This is a genomic window from Bradyrhizobium sp., assembly GCF_049512235.1.
GTDB lineage: Bacteria > Pseudomonadota > Alphaproteobacteria > Rhizobiales > Xanthobacteraceae > Bradyrhizobium.
On record NZ_JBEKXH010000112.1, the window covers coordinates 1 to 16,129 of the forward strand.

Annotated in this window: 21 protein-coding genes, 2 pseudogenes and 1 riboswitch; of the genes and pseudogenes, 16 read left to right on the top strand and 7 right to left on the bottom strand. The window is 62.1% G+C overall.

What is annotated here, in order from left to right:
• Positions 1-167, bottom strand: a 167-nt coding sequence (locus ABSG20_RS12820; protein WP_423864894.1) for an alanine--tRNA ligase-related protein, incomplete at its 3' end; no start/stop codon positions are given.
• Between the two features lie 199 nt (positions 168-366).
• Positions 367-459, top strand: a riboswitch (glycine riboswitch).
• A gap of 140 nt (positions 460-599) precedes the next feature.
• Between ABSG20_RS12820 and gcvT the strand changes: the two genes are divergently transcribed.
• Genes gcvT through gcvP form a run of 3 tightly spaced genes read left to right on the top strand, consistent with a single transcriptional unit; the run spans position 600 to position 5,035 of the window.
• Positions 600-1,748 (top strand): glycine cleavage system aminomethyltransferase GcvT, encoded by a 1,149-nt coding sequence (gene gcvT, locus ABSG20_RS12825; protein WP_423864875.1) that lies wholly within the window; start codon positions 600-602, stop codon positions 1,746-1,748.
• Positions 1,749-1,758: 10 nt separating this feature from the next.
• On the top strand, positions 1,759-2,124 hold the full coding sequence (gcvH, locus tag ABSG20_RS12830) for a glycine cleavage system protein GcvH (protein ID WP_423864876.1): 366 nt from the start codon (positions 1,759-1,761) through the stop codon (positions 2,122-2,124).
• Positions 2,125-2,161: 37 nt separating this feature from the next.
• Positions 2,162-5,035 carry an aminomethyl-transferring glycine dehydrogenase gene (gcvP, locus tag ABSG20_RS12835; protein ID WP_423864877.1) on the top strand — a complete coding sequence of 958 codons (2,874 nt, stop codon included), beginning with the start codon at positions 2,162-2,164 and terminating at the stop codon, positions 5,033-5,035.
• A gap of 143 nt (positions 5,036-5,178) precedes the next feature.
• Here gcvP and recA read toward each other — a convergent pair whose 3' ends face one another.
• Positions 5,179-6,273: a recombinase RecA gene (gene recA, locus ABSG20_RS12840; protein WP_423864878.1), complete on the bottom strand. Its 1,095-nt coding sequence runs from the start codon at positions 6,271-6,273 to the stop codon at positions 5,179-5,181.
• 890 nt (positions 6,274-7,163) lie between these two features.
• Between recA and ABSG20_RS12845 the strand changes: the two genes are divergently transcribed.
• The 5 genes from ABSG20_RS12845 (at position 7,164) to ABSG20_RS12865 (ending at position 9,071) form a co-directional block, all read left to right on the top strand.
• Positions 7,164-7,394 carry a DUF6894 family protein gene (locus ABSG20_RS12845; protein ID WP_423864879.1) on the top strand — a complete coding sequence of 77 codons (231 nt, stop codon included), beginning with the start codon at positions 7,164-7,166 and terminating at the stop codon, positions 7,392-7,394.
• A 228-nt stretch (positions 7,395-7,622) separates the two neighbouring features.
• Positions 7,623-7,814, top strand: coding sequence for a hypothetical protein (locus tag ABSG20_RS12850; protein WP_423864880.1), 192 nt, complete (start codon positions 7,623-7,625; stop codon positions 7,812-7,814).
• Positions 7,815-7,988: 174 nt separating this feature from the next.
• Positions 7,989-8,285, top strand: a complete 297-nt coding sequence (locus ABSG20_RS12855) for a DUF6894 family protein (protein WP_423864881.1) — start codon at positions 7,989-7,991, stop codon at positions 8,283-8,285.
• A gap of 216 nt (positions 8,286-8,501) precedes the next feature.
• Entirely contained in the window at positions 8,502-8,696 is a 195-nt protein-coding gene (locus ABSG20_RS12860; RefSeq protein ID WP_423864882.1) for a hypothetical protein, read from the top strand.
• A 141-nt stretch (positions 8,697-8,837) separates the two neighbouring features.
• A complete protein-coding gene (locus tag ABSG20_RS12865) occupies positions 8,838-9,071 on the top strand; it encodes a DUF6894 family protein (RefSeq protein WP_423864883.1) in 234 nt (77 codons plus the stop codon).
• 72 nt (positions 9,072-9,143) lie between these two features.
• On the opposite strand, the gene ABSG20_RS12870 is transcribed toward ABSG20_RS12865, so the two are convergent.
• Together ABSG20_RS12870 and ABSG20_RS12875 are read right to left on the bottom strand one after the other, a co-directional pair.
• Positions 9,144-9,479 (bottom strand): hypothetical protein, encoded by a 336-nt coding sequence (locus tag ABSG20_RS12870; RefSeq protein ID WP_423864884.1) that lies wholly within the window; start codon positions 9,477-9,479, stop codon positions 9,144-9,146.
• Positions 9,480-9,713: 234 nt separating this feature from the next.
• Positions 9,714-9,944: a hypothetical protein gene (locus ABSG20_RS12875; RefSeq protein WP_423864885.1), complete on the bottom strand. Its 231-nt coding sequence runs from the start codon at positions 9,942-9,944 to the stop codon at positions 9,714-9,716.
• A gap of 444 nt (positions 9,945-10,388) precedes the next feature.
• Here ABSG20_RS12875 and ABSG20_RS12880 point away from each other — a divergent pair, with 444 nt between their 5' ends.
• Both ABSG20_RS12880 and ABSG20_RS12885 read left to right on the top strand, forming a co-directional pair.
• Complete coding sequence (locus ABSG20_RS12880; RefSeq protein ID WP_423864886.1) at positions 10,389-11,153, top strand: Crp/Fnr family transcriptional regulator; 765 nt, start codon at positions 10,389-10,391, stop codon at positions 11,151-11,153.
• A 251-nt stretch (positions 11,154-11,404) separates the two neighbouring features.
• A complete protein-coding gene (locus ABSG20_RS12885; RefSeq protein ID WP_423864887.1) occupies positions 11,405-12,112 on the top strand; it encodes a Crp/Fnr family transcriptional regulator in 708 nt (235 codons plus the stop codon).
• A 182-nt stretch (positions 12,113-12,294) separates the two neighbouring features.
• Here ABSG20_RS12885 and ABSG20_RS12890 read toward each other — a convergent pair whose 3' ends face one another.
• Together ABSG20_RS12890 and ABSG20_RS12895 are read right to left on the bottom strand one after the other, a co-directional pair.
• Positions 12,295-12,576 carry a hypothetical protein gene (locus tag ABSG20_RS12890; protein WP_423864888.1) on the bottom strand — a complete coding sequence of 94 codons (282 nt, stop codon included), beginning with the start codon at positions 12,574-12,576 and terminating at the stop codon, positions 12,295-12,297.
• Between the two features lie 129 nt (positions 12,577-12,705).
• A complete protein-coding gene (locus ABSG20_RS12895; RefSeq protein WP_423864889.1) occupies positions 12,706-12,837 on the bottom strand; it encodes a peptidylprolyl isomerase in 132 nt (43 codons plus the stop codon).
• 157 nt (positions 12,838-12,994) lie between these two features.
• Here ABSG20_RS12895 and ABSG20_RS12900 point away from each other — a divergent pair, with 157 nt between their 5' ends.
• On the top strand, positions 12,995-13,459 hold the full coding sequence (locus ABSG20_RS12900) for a PaaI family thioesterase (protein WP_423864890.1): 465 nt from the start codon (positions 12,995-12,997) through the stop codon (positions 13,457-13,459).
• Positions 13,460-13,638: 179 nt separating this feature from the next.
• Entirely contained in the window at positions 13,639-13,893 is a 255-nt protein-coding gene (locus tag ABSG20_RS12905; RefSeq protein WP_423864891.1) for a PilZ domain-containing protein, read from the top strand.
• 29 nt (positions 13,894-13,922) lie between these two features.
• On the opposite strand, the gene ABSG20_RS12910 is transcribed toward ABSG20_RS12905, so the two are convergent.
• Positions 13,923-14,153: a hypothetical protein gene (locus ABSG20_RS12910; protein ID WP_423864892.1), complete on the bottom strand. Its 231-nt coding sequence runs from the start codon at positions 14,151-14,153 to the stop codon at positions 13,923-13,925.
• Between the two features lie 180 nt (positions 14,154-14,333).
• Between ABSG20_RS12910 and ABSG20_RS12915 the strand changes: the two genes are divergently transcribed.
• The 4 genes and pseudogenes from ABSG20_RS12915 to ABSG20_RS12930 all read left to right on the top strand — a co-directional run.
• Positions 14,334-14,741: a hypothetical protein gene (locus tag ABSG20_RS12915; RefSeq protein WP_423864893.1), complete on the top strand. Its 408-nt coding sequence runs from the start codon at positions 14,334-14,336 to the stop codon at positions 14,739-14,741.
• A gap of 169 nt (positions 14,742-14,910) precedes the next feature.
• A pseudogene (locus ABSG20_RS12920) lies at positions 14,911-15,090 on the top strand (4Fe-4S dicluster domain-containing protein); the annotation flags it as partial.
• A gap of 19 nt (positions 15,091-15,109) precedes the next feature.
• On the top strand, positions 15,110-15,337 hold the full coding sequence (locus ABSG20_RS12925; protein WP_423864895.1) for a hypothetical protein: 228 nt from the start codon (positions 15,110-15,112) through the stop codon (positions 15,335-15,337).
• Positions 15,338-15,615: 278 nt separating this feature from the next.
• A pseudogene (locus tag ABSG20_RS12930) lies at positions 15,616-16,129 on the top strand (GNAT family N-acetyltransferase); the annotation flags it as partial.

Genomic DNA, 16,129 nt, shown 5'->3' on the forward strand with positions numbered 1-16,129 from the left:
CGCTTCTCGACGCCGGTGAAGACGTTCTTGAACTGCACCATGCCGGCATTGGTGAACATCAGCGTCGGGTCGTTGCGCGGCACCAGCGGCGACGACGGCACGATGGCGTGGCCGTTGGCGGCGAAGAAGTTAAGAAATGTCGACCTGATTTCGTTAACGCCGCTCATTTTGGTCCAATCGCAAAAAGCCCTGAATTCGCCATCTCTGGGTCTTTCTCCAGAGCACGCTTTTAGACATTGGGGATCGCGCTGTCCAGAAAGTGTGCAAGAGATCAGGGGCTTGCCGCATCAGCACAAGAACCGTTGAAAGCTGACGCAGCTGCGTTGACAGCCTTGGCGCGAGCGTGTTCTTGTCCTATCTGTTTTAGACAGTCACGTCGGGAGAGATCGGCTGAGGTAAGCCGGCGCCGAAGGAGCAACCGCCCCGGAAACTCTCAGGCAAACGGACCGCGTGACTTGACTGCATCTGGAAAGAGACGCCAAAGGGCCTGAAAACCCGGAAGCGTCCGCCGACGGGATAATACTCTCAGGCACAGCGACAGATGGGGCTTCGACGGGCTTTTACGGGAATCATCCCGTGAGAACCGCGAGGGCCCCTTGATGCTTGTGTACGCTGACAAAACCGAGCTGAAACATACCCCTTTGCACGCGCTGCACCTGGCGCGCGGCGGCAAGATGGTGGAGTTCGCCGGCTATGACATGCCGGTGCAGTACGGAACTGGTGTGCTCCGGGAACACCTGCATACCCGCTCATCCGCCGGCCTGTTTGACGTTTCGCATATGGGCCAGATCGTGCTCCGCCCGAAATCCGGCCACATCGAGGATGCGGCGCGGGCTCTGGAACGGCTGGTGCCGCAGGATATCCTCTCGGTAGCACCCGGACGGCAGCGCTACGCACAGCTCACAAATGCGGCCGGGGGCATTCTCGATGACCTGATGGTGGCGAATCTCGGCGACCGTCTGTTCCTGGTGGTCAACGCCGCCTGCCAGGCTGACGACGAGGCCCATCTGCGCGCCGGCCTCGCTGACGCCTGCAGCATCGAGGCGCTCGCCGATCGCGCGCTGATCGCGCTGCAGGGACCCAAGGCGGAAGCGGTACTGACGAAATTATGTGCAGACGTTGCGGCCATGCGATTCATGGACGCCGGTCCGCGCCGCGTCGACGGCATCGACTGTTTTGTCTCGCGTTCCGGCTATACCGGCGAGGACGGCTTTGAGATTTCGGTGCCGGCCGTCGAGGCGGAGCGGCTGGCGAGCGCGCTGCTTGCCGATGTCGACGTGCTGCCAATCGGACTTGGCGCACGCGACAGCCTGCGGCTCGAGGCCGGACTATGCCTTTACGGCCACGACATCGACGCCACGACGACGCCGGTGGAAGGCGCGCTGGAATGGTCCATTCAGAAAAGCCGCCGCAATGGTGGCGCACGCGCCGGCGGCTTTCCCGGCGCGGACAGAATTCTCGATCAGCTTGAGAACGGCGCCCCGCGCCGCCGCGTCGGACTGCGGCCCGAGAGCCGCGCACCGGTGCGCGAAGGCGTGCCGCTTTTCGAATACGCGACTGCAACCCTGCCCATTGGCGCGGTTACCTCGGGCGGGTTTGGTCCGAGCCTCAACGCGCCGGTCGCGATGGGCTACCTGCCCGCCGCGCACACGGCTTCCGGCAGCACTGTGTTCGCCGAATTGCGCGGACAGCGGTTGCCGCTTTGTGTTTCGTCCGTGCCCTTTGTCCCCAATGGCTACAAACGCTGAAGGATCTGTCATGACGAGGCTGTTCACATCAGACCACGAATGGCTCCGTATCGAGGGCGACGTCGCCACCATCGGCATCACCGATTACGCCCAGACCCAGCTCGGCGACGTGGTGTTCGTCGAACTGCCGAAAGTCGGCCGCAGCCTGAAAAAGGCGGAAGCCGCCGCCGTGGTCGAATCGGTCAAGGCGGCTTCTGATGTCTACGCGCCGATTTCGGGCGATGTGCTGGAAATCAACGGTGCGCTCCCCGAACAGCCCGCGCTGGTCAATTCCGATGCCGCCGGCAAGGCCTGGTTTTTCAAAATGAAGATAGCTGACAAAAGCGAACTCGACGGCCTGATGGATGAAGCCGCGTATAAGGCACATACGGCGTGACGACAAATGATGCAATTTGCGCAACGAGGAACACGCGATGACCGAGCACCGTAGACCCGCCAGTGATGCCGCCAGCACCTTCGCGCGCCGTCACATCGGCCCTTCCCCTCGCGACATCGCGGCGATGCTGGAAACCGTCGGCGTCAAAAGCCTTGGGACATTGATGGCACAAACCCTGCCGTCGGCGATCCGGCAGAAACTGCCGCTCGATCTCGGCTCACCCCTGAGCGAGACGGAGGCGCTGGCGCATATGAGGGAGCTTGCGTCGCGCAACCCAGTGTTCACCTCGCTGATTGGCATGGGCTATGCTGGGACTGTTCTGCCGACGGTGATCCAGCGCAACATCCTCGAAAACCCGGCCTGGTACACGGCCTACACGCCCTATCAGCCCGAGATCAGCCAGGGCCGGCTGGAAGCGTTGTTCAACTTCCAGACCATGATCTGCGATCTCAGCGGGCTCGACGTGGCCAACGCCTCGCTGCTGGATGAGGCGACCGCGGCCGCCGAAGCGATGGCGCTGTCGGAACGCGCCGCACCGTCGAAGGCAAAAGCCTTTTTCGTCGATGCCGAGGTGCATCCGCAGACGCTGGCGGTGCTGCGCACCCGTGCCGAGCCGCTGGGCTGGAAACTGATCGTCGGCGATCCCGCAAGCGATCTGGAAGGCGCCGAGGTGTTCGGCGGCCTCTTGCAATATCCGGCCTCGTCGGGCGCGGTGCGCGACCTCAGGCCGGCGATAGCAAGCTTGCGCGCCAAGGGCGCGCTCAGCGTGGTCGCCGCCGATCTCCTGGCGTTGACACTGCTCGCCTCACCTGGCGAACTCGGCGCCGACATCGCGATCGGATCGGCGCAGCGCTTTGGGGTGCCGATGGGATATGGCGGACCGCACGCCGCCTACATCGCGGTGCGTGATCAGTTCAAACGCGCGCTGCCCGGGCGCATCGTCGGGCTGTCGATCGATGCGCGCGGCCAGCCTGCCTATCGGCTGGCGCTGCAGACCCGCGAGCAGCACATCCGGCGGGAAAAGGCGACCTCCAACATCTGCACCGCGCAGGTGCTTTTGGCCGTGATCGCCTCGATGTATGCGGTCTATCACGGCCCGGAGGGGCTGACCCAGATCGCCCGGATGGTGCATCGGCGCGCCGCCGTGCTGGCGGCGGGATTGCGCAAGCTCGGCTTTGCGCCGCATTGTCAGGCGTTTTTCGATACCGTGACGGTAGACGCCGGCGGCAAGCAGAGCGAGATCAGCTCCCGTGCCCTGACCGAGAATATCAACCTGCGCATCGGCAACGGCACGCTCGGCATCGCGCTCGACGAAACCACGACGCCTGCCATCGTCGAGGCGGTCTGGCGCGCGTTCGGCGGCAGGCTTGATTACGCTGACATCGAGACCGGCGTGCGCGATGCGCTGCCCGCCGAGTTGAAGCGCGGCAGCCCGTTCCTTACCCATCCGGTGTTCCATGAACATCGCTCGGAGACCGAACTGTTGCGCTACATGCGAAAACTCTCGGACCGCGATCTCGCACTCGACCGGGCGATGATTCCGCTGGGCTCCTGCACCATGAAGCTCAACGCCACCACCGAGATGATGCCGCTGACCTGGCCGGAATTTTCCCAGTTGCATCCGTTCGCGCCGCGCGATCAGGCCGATGGCTATCACGCGCTGTTCGGGCGGCTGGAGCAATGGCTGTGCGACATCACAGGCTATGACGCGATCTCGCTGCAGCCGAATTCCGGCGCGCAGGGCGAATATGCCGGGCTGCTCTCCATCCGCGCCTATTACGCCGCGCGCGGTGAGGCCCATCGCAAGGTGTGCCTGATCCCCTCCTCGGCACACGGCACCAATCCTGCCTCCGCCAGCATGGCCGGCATGGAGGTCGTCGTGGTCGCCTGCGATGCGCGCGGCGACGTCGATGTCGGCGACCTCCGCGCCAAGGCGGGGCAGCATGCCAAAAATCTCGCCGCCATCATGATCACCTATCCCTCCACCCATGGCGTGTTCGAGGAGCACATCAGCGAGATCTGCGACATCGTGCACGGCCATGGCGGACAGGTCTATCTCGACGGCGCCAACCTGAATGCGCAGGTCGGCCTGTCCAGGCCCGGCGATTACGGCGCCGACGTCAGTCATCTCAATCTGCACAAGACTTTCTGCATTCCGCACGGCGGCGGCGGCCCGGGCATGGGACCGATCGGCGTCAAAGCCCATCTGACGCCGTTCCTGCCGGGACACCCCGTCACCGATGGTGAGATGCCGCGGAGCGTCGGGCCGGTTTCGGCGGCGCCATTCGGCTCGGCGTCGATCCTGACGATTTCCTATCTCTACATCCTGATGATGGGGGGCGAAGGCCTGACCCGCGCCACCGAAATCGCGATCCTCAACGCCAACTATGTCGCGACCAGGTTAGATCCGCATTTTCCGGTGCTGTACCGCAATGCTAGGGGCCGTGTCGCCCACGAATGCATCGTCGATCCCAGGCCTTTGAAGGCCTCCTGCGGCGTCACCGTCGACGACATCGCCAAACGGCTGATCGATTACGGCTTCCACGCACCGACCATGAGCTTTCCGGTGCCGGGCACGCTGATGATCGAGCCCACCGAATCCGAATCCAAGGCTGAGATCGACCGCTTTTGCGACGCCATGATCGCGATCCGGCGCGAGATTGCCGAGATCGAAAGCGGCCGCTTCAAGGTCGAGTCCTCGCCGTTGCGCCACGCGCCACACACGGTGCACGACATCGTCGAGGATGCGTGGCAGCGCGCCTATCCACGTGCCGAGGGCTGCTTTCCAAAGGGCACCTCGCGGGTCGACAAATACTGGTCCCCGGTCGGGCGCGTCGACAACGTCTATGGCGATCGCAACCTGGTTTGCTCGTGCCCGCCGGTTGAGGATTATGCAGAGGCGGCGGAGTGAGGGCAACGGAGCAAGCGGCCGCTCCAACAACCCGCGTCCCGGACGCGGTGCAACGTCCTTCACGATGCACCGCGTCCGGGACCCATTTTATCCAGCAGAGAATTTAAAAGCCAAGCTGTGGAACTGCCGGGGCAAACGGCGGATCACTCCTCAGCCGGCTCCTCGACGTCGGCGTCGGTGTCGCGCTCGGGCGAGCCGGCCAGGATCTGCTCGGCGATCAGGCCGGAGTTTTGGCGGATCGCCGCCTCGATCTTGGCGGTCATGTCGGGATTGGCCTTCAGGAAGGCCTTGGAGTTCTCGCGGCCCTGGCCGAGCCTTTGACTGTCATAGGAGAACCAGGCGCCGGATTTCTCGACGATGCCGGCCTTGACGCCGAGATCGAGAATTTCGCCCATCTTGGAGACGCCCTCGCCATACATGATGTCGAATTCGACCTGCTTGAACGGCGGCGCCAGCTTATTCTTCACCACCTTGACCCGGGTCTGGTTGCCGACCACCTCGTCGCGCTCCTTGATCGCGCCGATGCGGCGGATGTCGAGCCGGACCGAGGCATAGAATTTCAGCGCGTTGCCGCCGGTGGTGGTCTCCGGCGAGCCGTACATCACGCCGATCTTCATCCGGATCTGGTTGATGAAGATCACCATGGTGTTGGATTTGTTGATCGAGGCGGTGAGCTTGCGCAACGCCTGGCTCATCAGTCGCGCCTGCAGGCCGGGCAGCGCATCGCCCATCTCGCCTTCCAGTTCGGCCTTCGGCACCAAGGCCGCCACCGAATCCACCACCAGCACGTCGACCGCGCCGGAGCGCACCAGCGTGTCGCAGATTTCCAGCGCCTGCTCGCCGGTATCGGGCTGCGAGATCAGGAGTTCGTCGATATTGACGCCGAGCTTCCGCGCGTAAACCGGATCGAGCGCGTGTTCGGCGTCGATGAAGGCGCAGATGCCGCCCTTCTTCTGGCCCTCGGCGACGGTGTGCAGCGCCAGCGTGGTTTTGCCCGAGGATTCCGGCCCATAAATTTCCACCACCCGGCCGCGCGGCAGGCCGCCGACACCAAGCGCGATGTCGAGCCCGAGCGAACCCGAGGAGATGGTCTCGATGTCCATCGAGCGGTCGTTCTTGCCGAGCCTCATCACCGAACCCTTGCCGAACTGGCGCTCGATCTGGGAGAGCGCGGCAGAAAGGGCCTTGGTCTTGTCCATGGAGGATCCTTCGACGATACGCAGGGCAGTAGCGGACATTGGTAGTACTCCTTATGGCGGGGATTCGCTGGGGGGACAAACGGATGGTAGGCCGGAATGCTGTACCCTATTTGTTCCGGGTTCGCAATATGTTCTTTTGGTGACGGGCGACATCGGCGATTTTCTACTTATAGTAGTATAAGCCGGCAATGTGCCGTCTGGTTTGAAACAGGGGGTGAACACTCCGGGACGGATCTCCGTAGTTCCACGGAGAACAAAGCATGGCGCAGGGCATATGACTGTCGGCGGATTGAGCCGCGGCACCGACCCACAACATAGTCGGATCGGGAGGGGTCGTTTCTGGGCCCAGGCAGTCTTCTCAAATCGTCAGCGGGGGAATCGGAAAATCCGATGTGACCGTAAGCGTGAACAAAGCTCCGTAGTTCTACGCAGATTGCCTGAACCGGAACGTTTCGGAACTCGGGCTTGCACCACCAAGCCGCGCAATCAAAATTCCGTAATTCTACGGAAGTTCAAATGACTGTCACATTCGTCGCGCGATAGATTGACGACCATGGAATCAGCCGGTGAACCCTGCCCCATCTGCAGAACCAAGATGAAGCGCGTTGCCCGGCAGCCGGTAGACGCGAAATTCGAGGCCGTGTTCTTCAAGTGCCCTATGTGCGCCAAGCTCGAACAACTCGTCATAGAAGCTGCCTCCGTGCCGAGGCCGGAGGCGCAGTAAAAGCGTGCCCTTGTCCCTCTCGGGCAGGCTGCATTAGAACGGTGGCAGCGCTCTTGCCGCGCAGCGAATCGGGCTCCGCCCGGTCGCAACTCTGAAGTCATGTTTTGAATTTATTAACGCCCTGGTCGTAAAAATACCGAGTTCGTCAAGCAACCTTTGGCTTCATGACCGCTCCAACCGGTTGGGCTGAAATGGGGGAACACCGATGCAGACCTATTCCTTCAGCGTCAAAGAGGGTAAATTCTCGAACACTCCGGTCACGTCACGACTTCCGGATCTGGCAGCCGCCCAAAAAGAAGCCATCGGCCTATGTGCCGATCTAATGCCGGACGTGCTTCGTGAGGTCGACAGCGACTGCAATTGGCAGATCGAGGTCAGCGATCAGGCCGGCACCCCGGTCTACCGGCTGAGGCTGGTCGCGGAACCGCTGGCCTGATAGGACGCGGCCAGAGCGTAATGGAACGCCCGGGGCAATTAATCCCGGCGCGTTTTGAAACCCCGCCGCACCCAGTCCCGTAATCCCCAGATTGCGATCTCCTGCTGAAACGGTCAGCGCCTTACACACGGGGCACTGGCAGTTTCTGAACGTGAGCAATATTGACCATATGCAACTTACAGTTTTATTGTAGGTCGCAACGGAGGTTTCTTGGTGGGGAGATGGCCCATGAATCATAGAGGCGTGGAATACACGGTTGCAATGACGGCAACGCCCGGCGTCTGGAAATGGCAATTCCAGCTTGGCGACGAGATCAAATCCGGACGGACGGAAACGCGGATCGCCTTGCTGGCGATCCGCCGCGTACAGCTGCGAATTGACCGCGAGCTCAAGAAAGCCGCGCGCGAGCCTGCCACGTAGTTTTACGCTCTACGGGCTACGGATCCTGAGGATTTGATTCCTCGGGAGTTCGCCTTGTTCTCCGTAGTTCTACGGATTGCGCTTTTTCAAGAATAGGAATCTGCTTAAGCTTCGAGAGGTCTTTTTAGGCCTAGTCCCATGGTTTTGGAGCGGCCTCAACGATTGGCGTTCGCCATGCCGCTCTATTCGTTCCGGACCCACGACGGCGAACGCTGCAGCGCCTCCGAGGCGTGCGAGTTCTCATGCCGTGACGATGCCTGGAACGAATTGACCAAGATCTGCGGTGACCTCATTGGCGGAAGCTGCAATGGCCTCCGGCAAAACTCCGAATGGAGCATTGAGGCTTTGGATGCGACCGACAGACCGGTATTTCGCATCCGCATGGTGGCGGAGACGCTGGTTTTGCCGTTTGTCCTGGCCAGCGTCCTGCTCCTCCTCGATGAGCCGACATTTCTGACTCTTCTGATCTGAGTCTTTTGATCCGACTCTTTTGGTTATCTGACCCTTTTGATCTGACTCAAGGTGTCACGCCGCCGTTCGCGTTAGAAATATTCCGTCATTGCCGAACTGCCCGACGGGAAGCTACGACGTTGACAATGAGCCCCGGACCTCGCAGTTCGGGGCTCGTTCGCGTGGCCAACCCGGTAGCTGGCGGCCGCGCCGCGCCTCCGAACCAAGAGTTCAGCAATGACCGTGCATACGCCGAAGCTTTTGACGCCCGAAGAATTCGCTTCGCTGATCGAGGTCGCCATCAGCTCGCCCGACGCCCACATCCCGGATCCTCATCTGGCAAAACTGGTCACCCTCGGCTATGTCGCCGTGACCGCCAAAGGCCCAATCGTGACCGGCGACGGACTGATCCGGATTACCGAGAGCGAATGACCGCCGACCTGGAACCTGGCACCTGGGTAAAACACCGCAACACCCCGGAGTTGCTCCGGCCAGGATTTAGGAATCCACTGCATCGCATCGTTTACTTGCGCCACTTTTCCAAACCCACAGCAACTCTAACGCGTTGATGCCATGCCGCTTTATTTTTTCCGCATTCAAAATGGTCCCTACTCCGGCGCCTGCGACCACGGCGCCGAGTTCGCCGACCGCGACGCCGCTTGGCAAGAATTGACCCGCGTTTGCGGTGATCTGGTCGGTAGCATTGCCCGCAGGCTTAAGCCGAACTCCGAATGGCAGATGGAATTCCTGGACGAGTCCAAGCATCCGGTATTTCGAATTCGCCTGACGGCGGAACTGGTGGATTAGGAGCGATTAGGAGCGGACGGCAAGCCGTCTCGCGATATCGGGAAATAGCCGCGCCGGCTCTCCCCGGCTCTCTCAGCCGACCGACGCTTCAAGCTTCGGAGCCGCTGCCGGAGCCGTGCCCAAACCCGTCCGCAGCTCCTTTGCGGTCACGAAGCGGGCGCCCATCTCTTGGCCCCGGCGCCAGACCCGGGCGCATACCCGAATGACCTCGCCACCAGAGGTGAACGCGATGCCGAAGAGTTCCGGAACCGCCAACGCGCCGACATCGAGGCAAATGCCTGAGTGGGAGACGTCGACGACCCGGCACTCGATCCAGGGCGCGTCGGGCGCCAGGATCAAATAGCCGGACTTGTGAATCTCGACCCGGACATGGACACGCTCTCCGAGGTCCTTGCGGTGTCTTGCCATGGTTTCTCCCAGCAAAGGATAAATGGTGCTTGAGTATCCGATATCGAAAAAATCTTAACAGAGTTGGCGCCATCCCAAGACACTGATGTTCAAAACGGCCACGCCAACATCATGATCCGATTAGAATGAATCGGATCATGATCCCATCTCTCAGATTGAGCAGGCTCCTTTCGGAAAGCCGTTACCCATCCCGGGTGAAATCCGAGGGCCCGCTCTTTTCTTGCGCAACATGCGCTAATCGGCGCTCGGCAACCGCCGCATGGTAAATTCAATGTTGCCACCAGGCAGTTCGCGCCAGCTTTCCACCCCGCTCATATAAGCGGCCTTGGGATAGCGGGTGAGGAAATCACGCGCCCTGGTGCGCGCCTGGTCGCGCGGCAGGTTGAAGGTCTCGCGCAGATAGCCGTCGTTCGGCTTGCGCCGGCCGGCCAAACGGTCTGCCAGATCGCGCGGGCGAGTAGCCAAGTCGCAACTCCGTACCATATCGACTTGCTCAATATAGCGCCCCCCACCATCCAATCCGAGTCTCGGCGGCGCTTCCGTAGTCAGAAATTTATGTCGCCTAGCGGACATAAAGCCTGTATCGTCCCATGCGGGCCGGCAAGGTTCCTTCAAGCGCCGGCGACCGAGAGCCCCGAATGGGACTCCCGCCTTGTTGCGAGTGGGTCCGATGGCACAGTCCTTTTACCTACGCGAACAGGCGGAGCGTTGCCGCCGTCTTGCCCGTGGCTCCATCGATCCCAGCTTGTGCGAGAGTCTTATCAGACTTGCCGATGAATTCGCTGCACGGGCCCGCGTCCTGGAAAATCACCACACCAATGACGATACGGCGGTTTGGCGGGCCGGCCGGCAAGATCGGGGCGGAACCTGAGGGACGGCCCGAACATTCCCCGCCGACGAAGGAAGACCATGGTCATGCTTGATTGCACGCGACGGACCAACCGGCTGCTCTCGCTGTTGCCGGATGACGACTATGAGCGCTTGCGGCCACACCTGTCGCAGGTAGCCCTGGAATATCGCAAAAGCCTCTATGAAGCGTCGCGGCCGATCGAGCAGGTGTATTTCCCCGTCGAAGGCGTCGCCTCGCTGGTGCTCACGACATCCGATGGATCGAGCGCGGAAGTCGGCACCATCGGCAGCGAAGGAATGGTGGGGCTGCCGGTCTGTCTCGGCGACCGCGAGGCACCGTCATCGGTCTACGTGCAGGTTCCGGGAACGGCGCTGATGATCGACGCCGGCATTTTCCGCGCCAAACTCGCTTCGCACCGGACATTGAACCTTATCATGCTCCGCTATGCCCATGCGTTCTTCAACCAGGTCGCGCAATCGGCCGCCTGCGCGCATCTTCACCGGGTCGAACAGCGCTGTTGCCGCTGGCTCTTGATGACCCGCGACCGGATGCCCACCGACGATTTTCTGCTGACGCAGGAATTCCTTGGAATGATGCTGGGTGTGCGGCGAACCACCGTCAGCGACGTGATGGGGTCCTTGCAAAAAGCCGCGCTGATCCGGTATCGGCGCGGCCATGTCACGATCCTCGATCACGATGCACTGCGCCAACGCGCCTGTGAGTGTTACGAGATTTCGAAGCTGGAGTTCGATCGGCTGCTCGGCGATACTCCCATCGCGCCCAGGGCCGACAAGAAAAACCGGCTGGTGAGCAAAGTCGGATAGGCCCGAGAAGACCCATCGGCCATCTCCTGTGTCCGCTTTCCGACCACCGATATGGAGCCGCGAAAGCGCGCCCCGGCCAGTCAATTGCGGTTTAGTCAGGGCGCAGCACAGAGGGCGCTATGACGGCTACCGGACGGACAGCGCGGTTTGTTTTTCCTATAGTCGGTGCTTCCGCGGACCGCCCTCTCGGAGCGTCCATCCACCCCTGCGGTACATCGGCCCGACCGACCGGGCGGGATACCGCAGTGCCAATGTCCGTTTCGAACCCCGGTCTTTCCCTGGACAACAGACTGCTTGCCTCCCTTCCGCGCGATGATTTCGATCGGCTCTCGCCGTATCTGTCCACGCTCTCCTTGCCGCAAGGAGATGTGCTGACCGAGTCGGGCGACGAGGTCGACCAGATCTACTTCCCGCATTACGGCATGCTGTCGCTGCTCGCCGTGCTGCGCGACGGCAAGGCGATCGAAACCGCGACCGTCGGGCGCGAAGGCGTGGTCGGCGCCATGGCCGGGCTAGGTCTCTACAAATCGCTGGTTCGCGTCGTGGTGCAGATGCCCATGGCCTGCAGCAAAATCGCCGCCACCCATTTCCGGACCGTGGCGGCATCGAGCGATCCCATCCGCAATCTGTGCATCCGGTACAACGAGGTGCTGTTGTCGCAGGCGCGGGTCACCGCCGCCTGCAACGCACTGCATTCGATCGAGGCGCGTTTCTGCCGCTGGCTGCTGCAAAGCGCGGATCGGGCGGCCAGCGACACCGTCAATCTGACGCAGGAATTCCTGGCGGAAATGCTCGGCGTGCGGCGGACCTCGGTGACTGAGGTGGCCAGCAAGATACAAAGCTCGGGCGCCATCACCTATTCGCGCGGCGTGATCAAAATCCTGGACCGGGCAGCGCTGCTTCGGATCTCCTGCGAGTGCTACCAGACGCTGGTCGATCAATCCGTCATTCTGGCCTGACCGCGCGGGGGACGGCGCCCTCCAGATCGGCCTTGACGATCGCGCTTCAAGTGGCCTTACGGGTTCGAGACGCCGCGCCTTCGCCCGAACGGCCGACGGCGGCCTTCTCACCATTAGGGCCTAGACCTCATCCCCGGGGAGCGCACAACTGCGCGAAGGAACGGTCACCGCACTGGATACGCTTAATTCGCGTTGCTGCCGGTTTTGGTCCGCGGCTTCGCCGGAGCCGATGCCTTGGGCGCATCGACGCTGCGCACATTGCCCCAGGGGTCGGAAGACGCCTTGGTGTCCGGTATTTTCTTCAGCGATTCCTTGTAGGCCTTGTCTCTCGCCTCATCGGCTTCCTTCTCTTCCGGCGTCTTGGAGGCGAGTTCAGGGATCATGTTGACGTGGGGCGTCTGCGCTTGCGCATAACCCGGCCCTGCCAGAACTGCGACGACAGCCGCCACGCGAAAAACCTTCATGGAGATGCTCCCTGCATTTTCGCACCAAATATACCACCGTGGGCATCGCTGCGCCAAGCGTACCTTGCGGGCCGCGCCAGCGTCGATGCAGCATCGCTGGTTTCCTATTTGTCGCCGATTGATCCTGCCCTAAAGATGGTCCGACTTGCAGGATTTCGGCGACTGCATCCAGTCTTCCCAGAACGGGCCGCATCTGGTGCAGCCATTGAGGGCGAGCCCCATCGCGACCACGCTCAAAATCAGTGCCAATCGCCCGAACATGGTCACCCAGCTCCCGATATCCCCTTTGAGGGAATCTAGTCAACATTTTTGAGCGGCGCAAAGCAAGTGTCCCTTTGCGCCAAATGCGTCCTAGAATGCCCCCTCACATCGTCCGGCCAAACTCGGTCAGCCCCGCAGGCGAAGGAAACTCCCGTTGATGTCATACGAGCCAAACGCAGCGGAATTCAATATCGAGGAAGCCCGGCGCGTTCTCGGCGAGGTGTTCGCGCCCTGGGTGCAAGACCTCGGGCTGTCGATCGACAGCGTCGAATGCGTGCCGCCGCCGGGCGCTGCTGCCGACTGGCAGCCGGGGGCGATCCTGCGCATGGCGTTCTCGGAACGCCTGTGCCGGGGCGGCGGCATCGTCTGCGGTCAGGCACTGATGGCGCTCGCCGACACCGCCATGGTGTTCGCGATCCTGGCGGCCAACCGCGGCTACCGGCCGATGACCACCGTCGATCAGACCACGCATTTCATACGTGCCGTTACGGAATCGGACGTGCTGGCGGATGCGCGGGTGGTGCGGCTCGGACGCACCATGAGTTTCGGCCGTGTGACCTTGTCCAGCGCCACCGACAACAAGCCGGTGGCGATGGTCTCAAGCGCTTTTGCGATGTTGTGACGGCACCGCCCGCGACGCATCGATCCTTTTACAGCTGTCTGACCAACAAGCCGCCGACCCGCGTCATCGTAAAGCATCTATAAATCCACATGCTGCCGGGGTTTCGATCGAATTTACCAGACCGAAATTTGGCGATGGTATCGTCATCAGCATAACCGCTGAAAATGGGAACGACGGCTATGCACGACGACACGATCGACAAGCGGGCAGCAACCAGACAAAGAGTGCTCAAACGCGGTACGCTGACGTTTGACGGCGGCGGTGGTATTGACTGCGTGGTCCGGAGCATCTCGTCGAATGGCGCGCGACTGGATATTGCCAGTCCGGTCGGCCTGCCCAAGTCGTTCACCCTGGTGATCGAGACCGATAAATTCATCCGCCGTTGCCGCGCGGTCTGGAAGAACGAAAAGCAGATCAGAGTCGCGTTCGACTAGCCCCGCGCATGTTCCGGACGGATTGAAGCCTATTTGGTTTTCTTGTCAGGTTCCGCTGGCCGCGCGACCGACCAAGGGTCATATTTTTCCTTCGGCTCCGGAATTCTTTTAAGCGCAGCCTGGTAGGCCTTGTCGTCGACTTGCGGCTTCTTCTGCTCGGTCTTGCTGTCATCGCCCTTGTGCCGCTTGCCGCCCATCTGGGCAAGCGCGGGTACCGCGATCAACGCCAGCACCACCGCGGCCATCGTCAAGGTCTTCATCGCCGCTGTCTCCCTGTGATGTCAGAACTTTCGCTGCGACCGGATCGTGGCAAAAATACAACGCGACCGCGACGCATGATAGCGCTTTCGGTGGCCCGCTTCAGCAACTGTTGATCACAATTATTCTCGCCTGGGGACCGCGACCGGGCATAATCGAAGATCGGCGCAGGGTAAGCTTTCATGCCGCGGTTCATTGTTCGGGTGGCGGTAATGGCAGGCGGAGCACTCGTACTGGCGGCCTGCGCGTTTGCCGACAGCCGCGCGCCGGTGCCGGCGTTCATGCGGGTCAAAAGCGTCGAACCGCCGCCGCCCGAACCGCTCCCGGATGTCGGAAAGCTGGTGCGCGAAAATCTCGATGCAGTATTCGTCGCCTCCTCCAACCCGCGCCAAATTCAGGTCGCGCCGCCGCACCACGTGCCCGTCGGACCGGGATGGACCGCCTGCGTCACCGCTGAGCTGACCTCCGCGACCGGCAGACCGATCGGCGCACAGACCTACCGGATCACGATCAGCGACGGGGTCATCATCGACCGCAGGCACGCCGAGGCCTCCGACAACTGCGGGTCGGAGAGCTACCAGCCGATATAGCGCATCACCCCGGAAAAAGGCGCCGATCGCGATAAACAGGCATGTGGCGAACAACACAGACCAGATCCGGGATTTGCGGGGAAGACATGAGCGAGACCATCATCTAGGAATCCCTTTATGCGCCCCGCAAAAAGGTTTATCCGCAAGCCGTCTACGGCCGCTTCGCCGTATGTGGATCGCGATCCTAATCGCCACCACCTACACTTTCGCGGGCCATGCGCGCGAGCAGGTCTGCATCTACATGTGTCCCTGGCCGCGGATCCAGGCCGCCCTGACCGACGAGTGGGCGCTTAACGTGACCTATCGCCGCGACCGCGGCGAGCCGCGCATGTCCTTGAAAAAGGCCGAGCAGCCTGCCGGGCGCGACCGTGCACATTGTCGGCATCGTGCGCGGCGCCGATGGCAGGCTGCTCGTCGACGCCGGCCAGGACCAGACCCGTGAACTGCGCATGTCGGTTGAGGCGGCAGGCGCAATGCTGCCGCCAAATCCCGTCGACATCGCGATCAAGGCGACCGATGCTTCGACCGGACAAACCGTGGTAGACGCAGATCATTTCCTGCCACCCGATCGATCGATGATCTGCCACTTGGCGTGAGCGCCGGGGGGCCAACGATCAACGCACGGTTAATACTACCGCTCGAAGTCTTCGGTATCGATGATGGCTTCGTCTTCATCGCCCCTGCACCAGCCATCGGGAAAGCATCTCCCGCCGCTGGCCGAACCGGGCGTTCCGCACGCTAAACGCGCGGTTAACGCTACCGCTCGAATTGATTCCCGGCGCCAACCCTATTTTCCAACGTTTCCCTTAGGATTTTCCGGCAACGCGCGGGGATAGCGGGGCGCCAATGGCGCTCAGGGCGGGGAAACGGGGACGTGGTCGAGGTCGCGAATTCAGCATTGCGCCGCGCGGCGGTACAAGATGCCGCCGGCCAGCGGGCAACGGCGGCTCAGCCGCGCGGCGATGGCTTCGCACCGCTGACAGCGGTGCCCGCGAGCGAGTGGCGGGCGCTGGCCGAACGCGCCGTCGAGCCTAACGGCTACTATCTGCCCGAATGGGAATTGGCGGTGAATGCCTCGGCACGGGGCCGCACCCATGCCTCCGCACTCTGCGCGTGGAGCGAACCCTCATCGGCCCCGGATCGCGCGCTGCGCCTGACCGGCCTGATGCCTGTCATCTCGATGTGGCGCGCCTACGGCATTCCGCTGCCGGCGCTGGTCAGCGCCCACCCCTACGGCACCTTGTGCACGCCGCTGCTCGACCGCGACATGGCGCAGGACGCCGCACGGCGGCTGCTGCGCGAGGCGCGAAATGCGGGTGCCCGCGCGCTGATCCTGCGCGATGTGGCGATCGACGGCGCTGCAATGCGTGCCATCGCCGCGGTGCTGC

Bases quoted from the DNA above. Each gene is read 5' to 3' on its own strand.
- ABSG20_RS12900 (WP_423864890.1), top strand. From the start codon at position 12,995: ATGTCATACGAGCCAAACGCAGCGGAATTCAATATCGAGGAAGCCCGG.
- ABSG20_RS12860 (WP_423864882.1), top strand. From the start codon at position 8,502: ATGACCGTGCATACGCCGAAGCTTTTGACGCCCGAAGAATTCGCTTCG.
- ABSG20_RS12910 (WP_423864892.1), bottom strand. From the start codon at position 14,153: ATGAAGACCTTGACGATGGCCGCGGTGGTGCTGGCGTTGATCGCGGTA.
- ABSG20_RS12885 (WP_423864887.1), top strand. From the start codon at position 11,405: ATGTCCGTTTCGAACCCCGGTCTTTCCCTGGACAACAGACTGCTTGCC.
- gcvP (WP_423864877.1), top strand. From the start codon at position 2,162: ATGACCGAGCACCGTAGACCCGCCAGTGATGCCGCCAGCACCTTCGCG.
- ABSG20_RS12845 (WP_423864879.1), top strand. From the start codon at position 7,164: ATGCAGACCTATTCCTTCAGCGTCAAAGAGGGTAAATTCTCGAACACT.
- ABSG20_RS12850 (WP_423864880.1), top strand. From the start codon at position 7,623: ATGAATCATAGAGGCGTGGAATACACGGTTGCAATGACGGCAACGCCC.
- ABSG20_RS12865 (WP_423864883.1), top strand. From the start codon at position 8,838: ATGCCGCTTTATTTTTTCCGCATTCAAAATGGTCCCTACTCCGGCGCC.
- ABSG20_RS12880 (WP_423864886.1), top strand. From the start codon at position 10,389: ATGGTCATGCTTGATTGCACGCGACGGACCAACCGGCTGCTCTCGCTG.
- ABSG20_RS12855 (WP_423864881.1), top strand. From the start codon at position 7,989: ATGCCGCTCTATTCGTTCCGGACCCACGACGGCGAACGCTGCAGCGCC.
- gcvT (WP_423864875.1), top strand. From the start codon at position 600: ATGCTTGTGTACGCTGACAAAACCGAGCTGAAACATACCCCTTTGCAC.
- ABSG20_RS12890 (WP_423864888.1), bottom strand. From the start codon at position 12,576: ATGAAGGTTTTTCGCGTGGCGGCTGTCGTCGCAGTTCTGGCAGGGCCG.
- ABSG20_RS12915 (WP_423864893.1), top strand. From the start codon at position 14,334: ATGCCGCGGTTCATTGTTCGGGTGGCGGTAATGGCAGGCGGAGCACTC.
- ABSG20_RS12895 (WP_423864889.1), bottom strand. From the start codon at position 12,837: ATGTTCGGGCGATTGGCACTGATTTTGAGCGTGGTCGCGATGGGGCTC.
- ABSG20_RS12905 (WP_423864891.1), top strand. From the start codon at position 13,639: ATGCACGACGACACGATCGACAAGCGGGCAGCAACCAGACAAAGAGTG.
- recA (WP_423864878.1), bottom strand. From the start codon at position 6,273: ATGTCCGCTACTGCCCTGCGTATCGTCGAAGGATCCTCCATGGACAAG.
- gcvH (WP_423864876.1), top strand. From the start codon at position 1,759: ATGACGAGGCTGTTCACATCAGACCACGAATGGCTCCGTATCGAGGGC.
- ABSG20_RS12870 (WP_423864884.1), bottom strand. From the start codon at position 9,479: ATGGCAAGACACCGCAAGGACCTCGGAGAGCGTGTCCATGTCCGGGTC.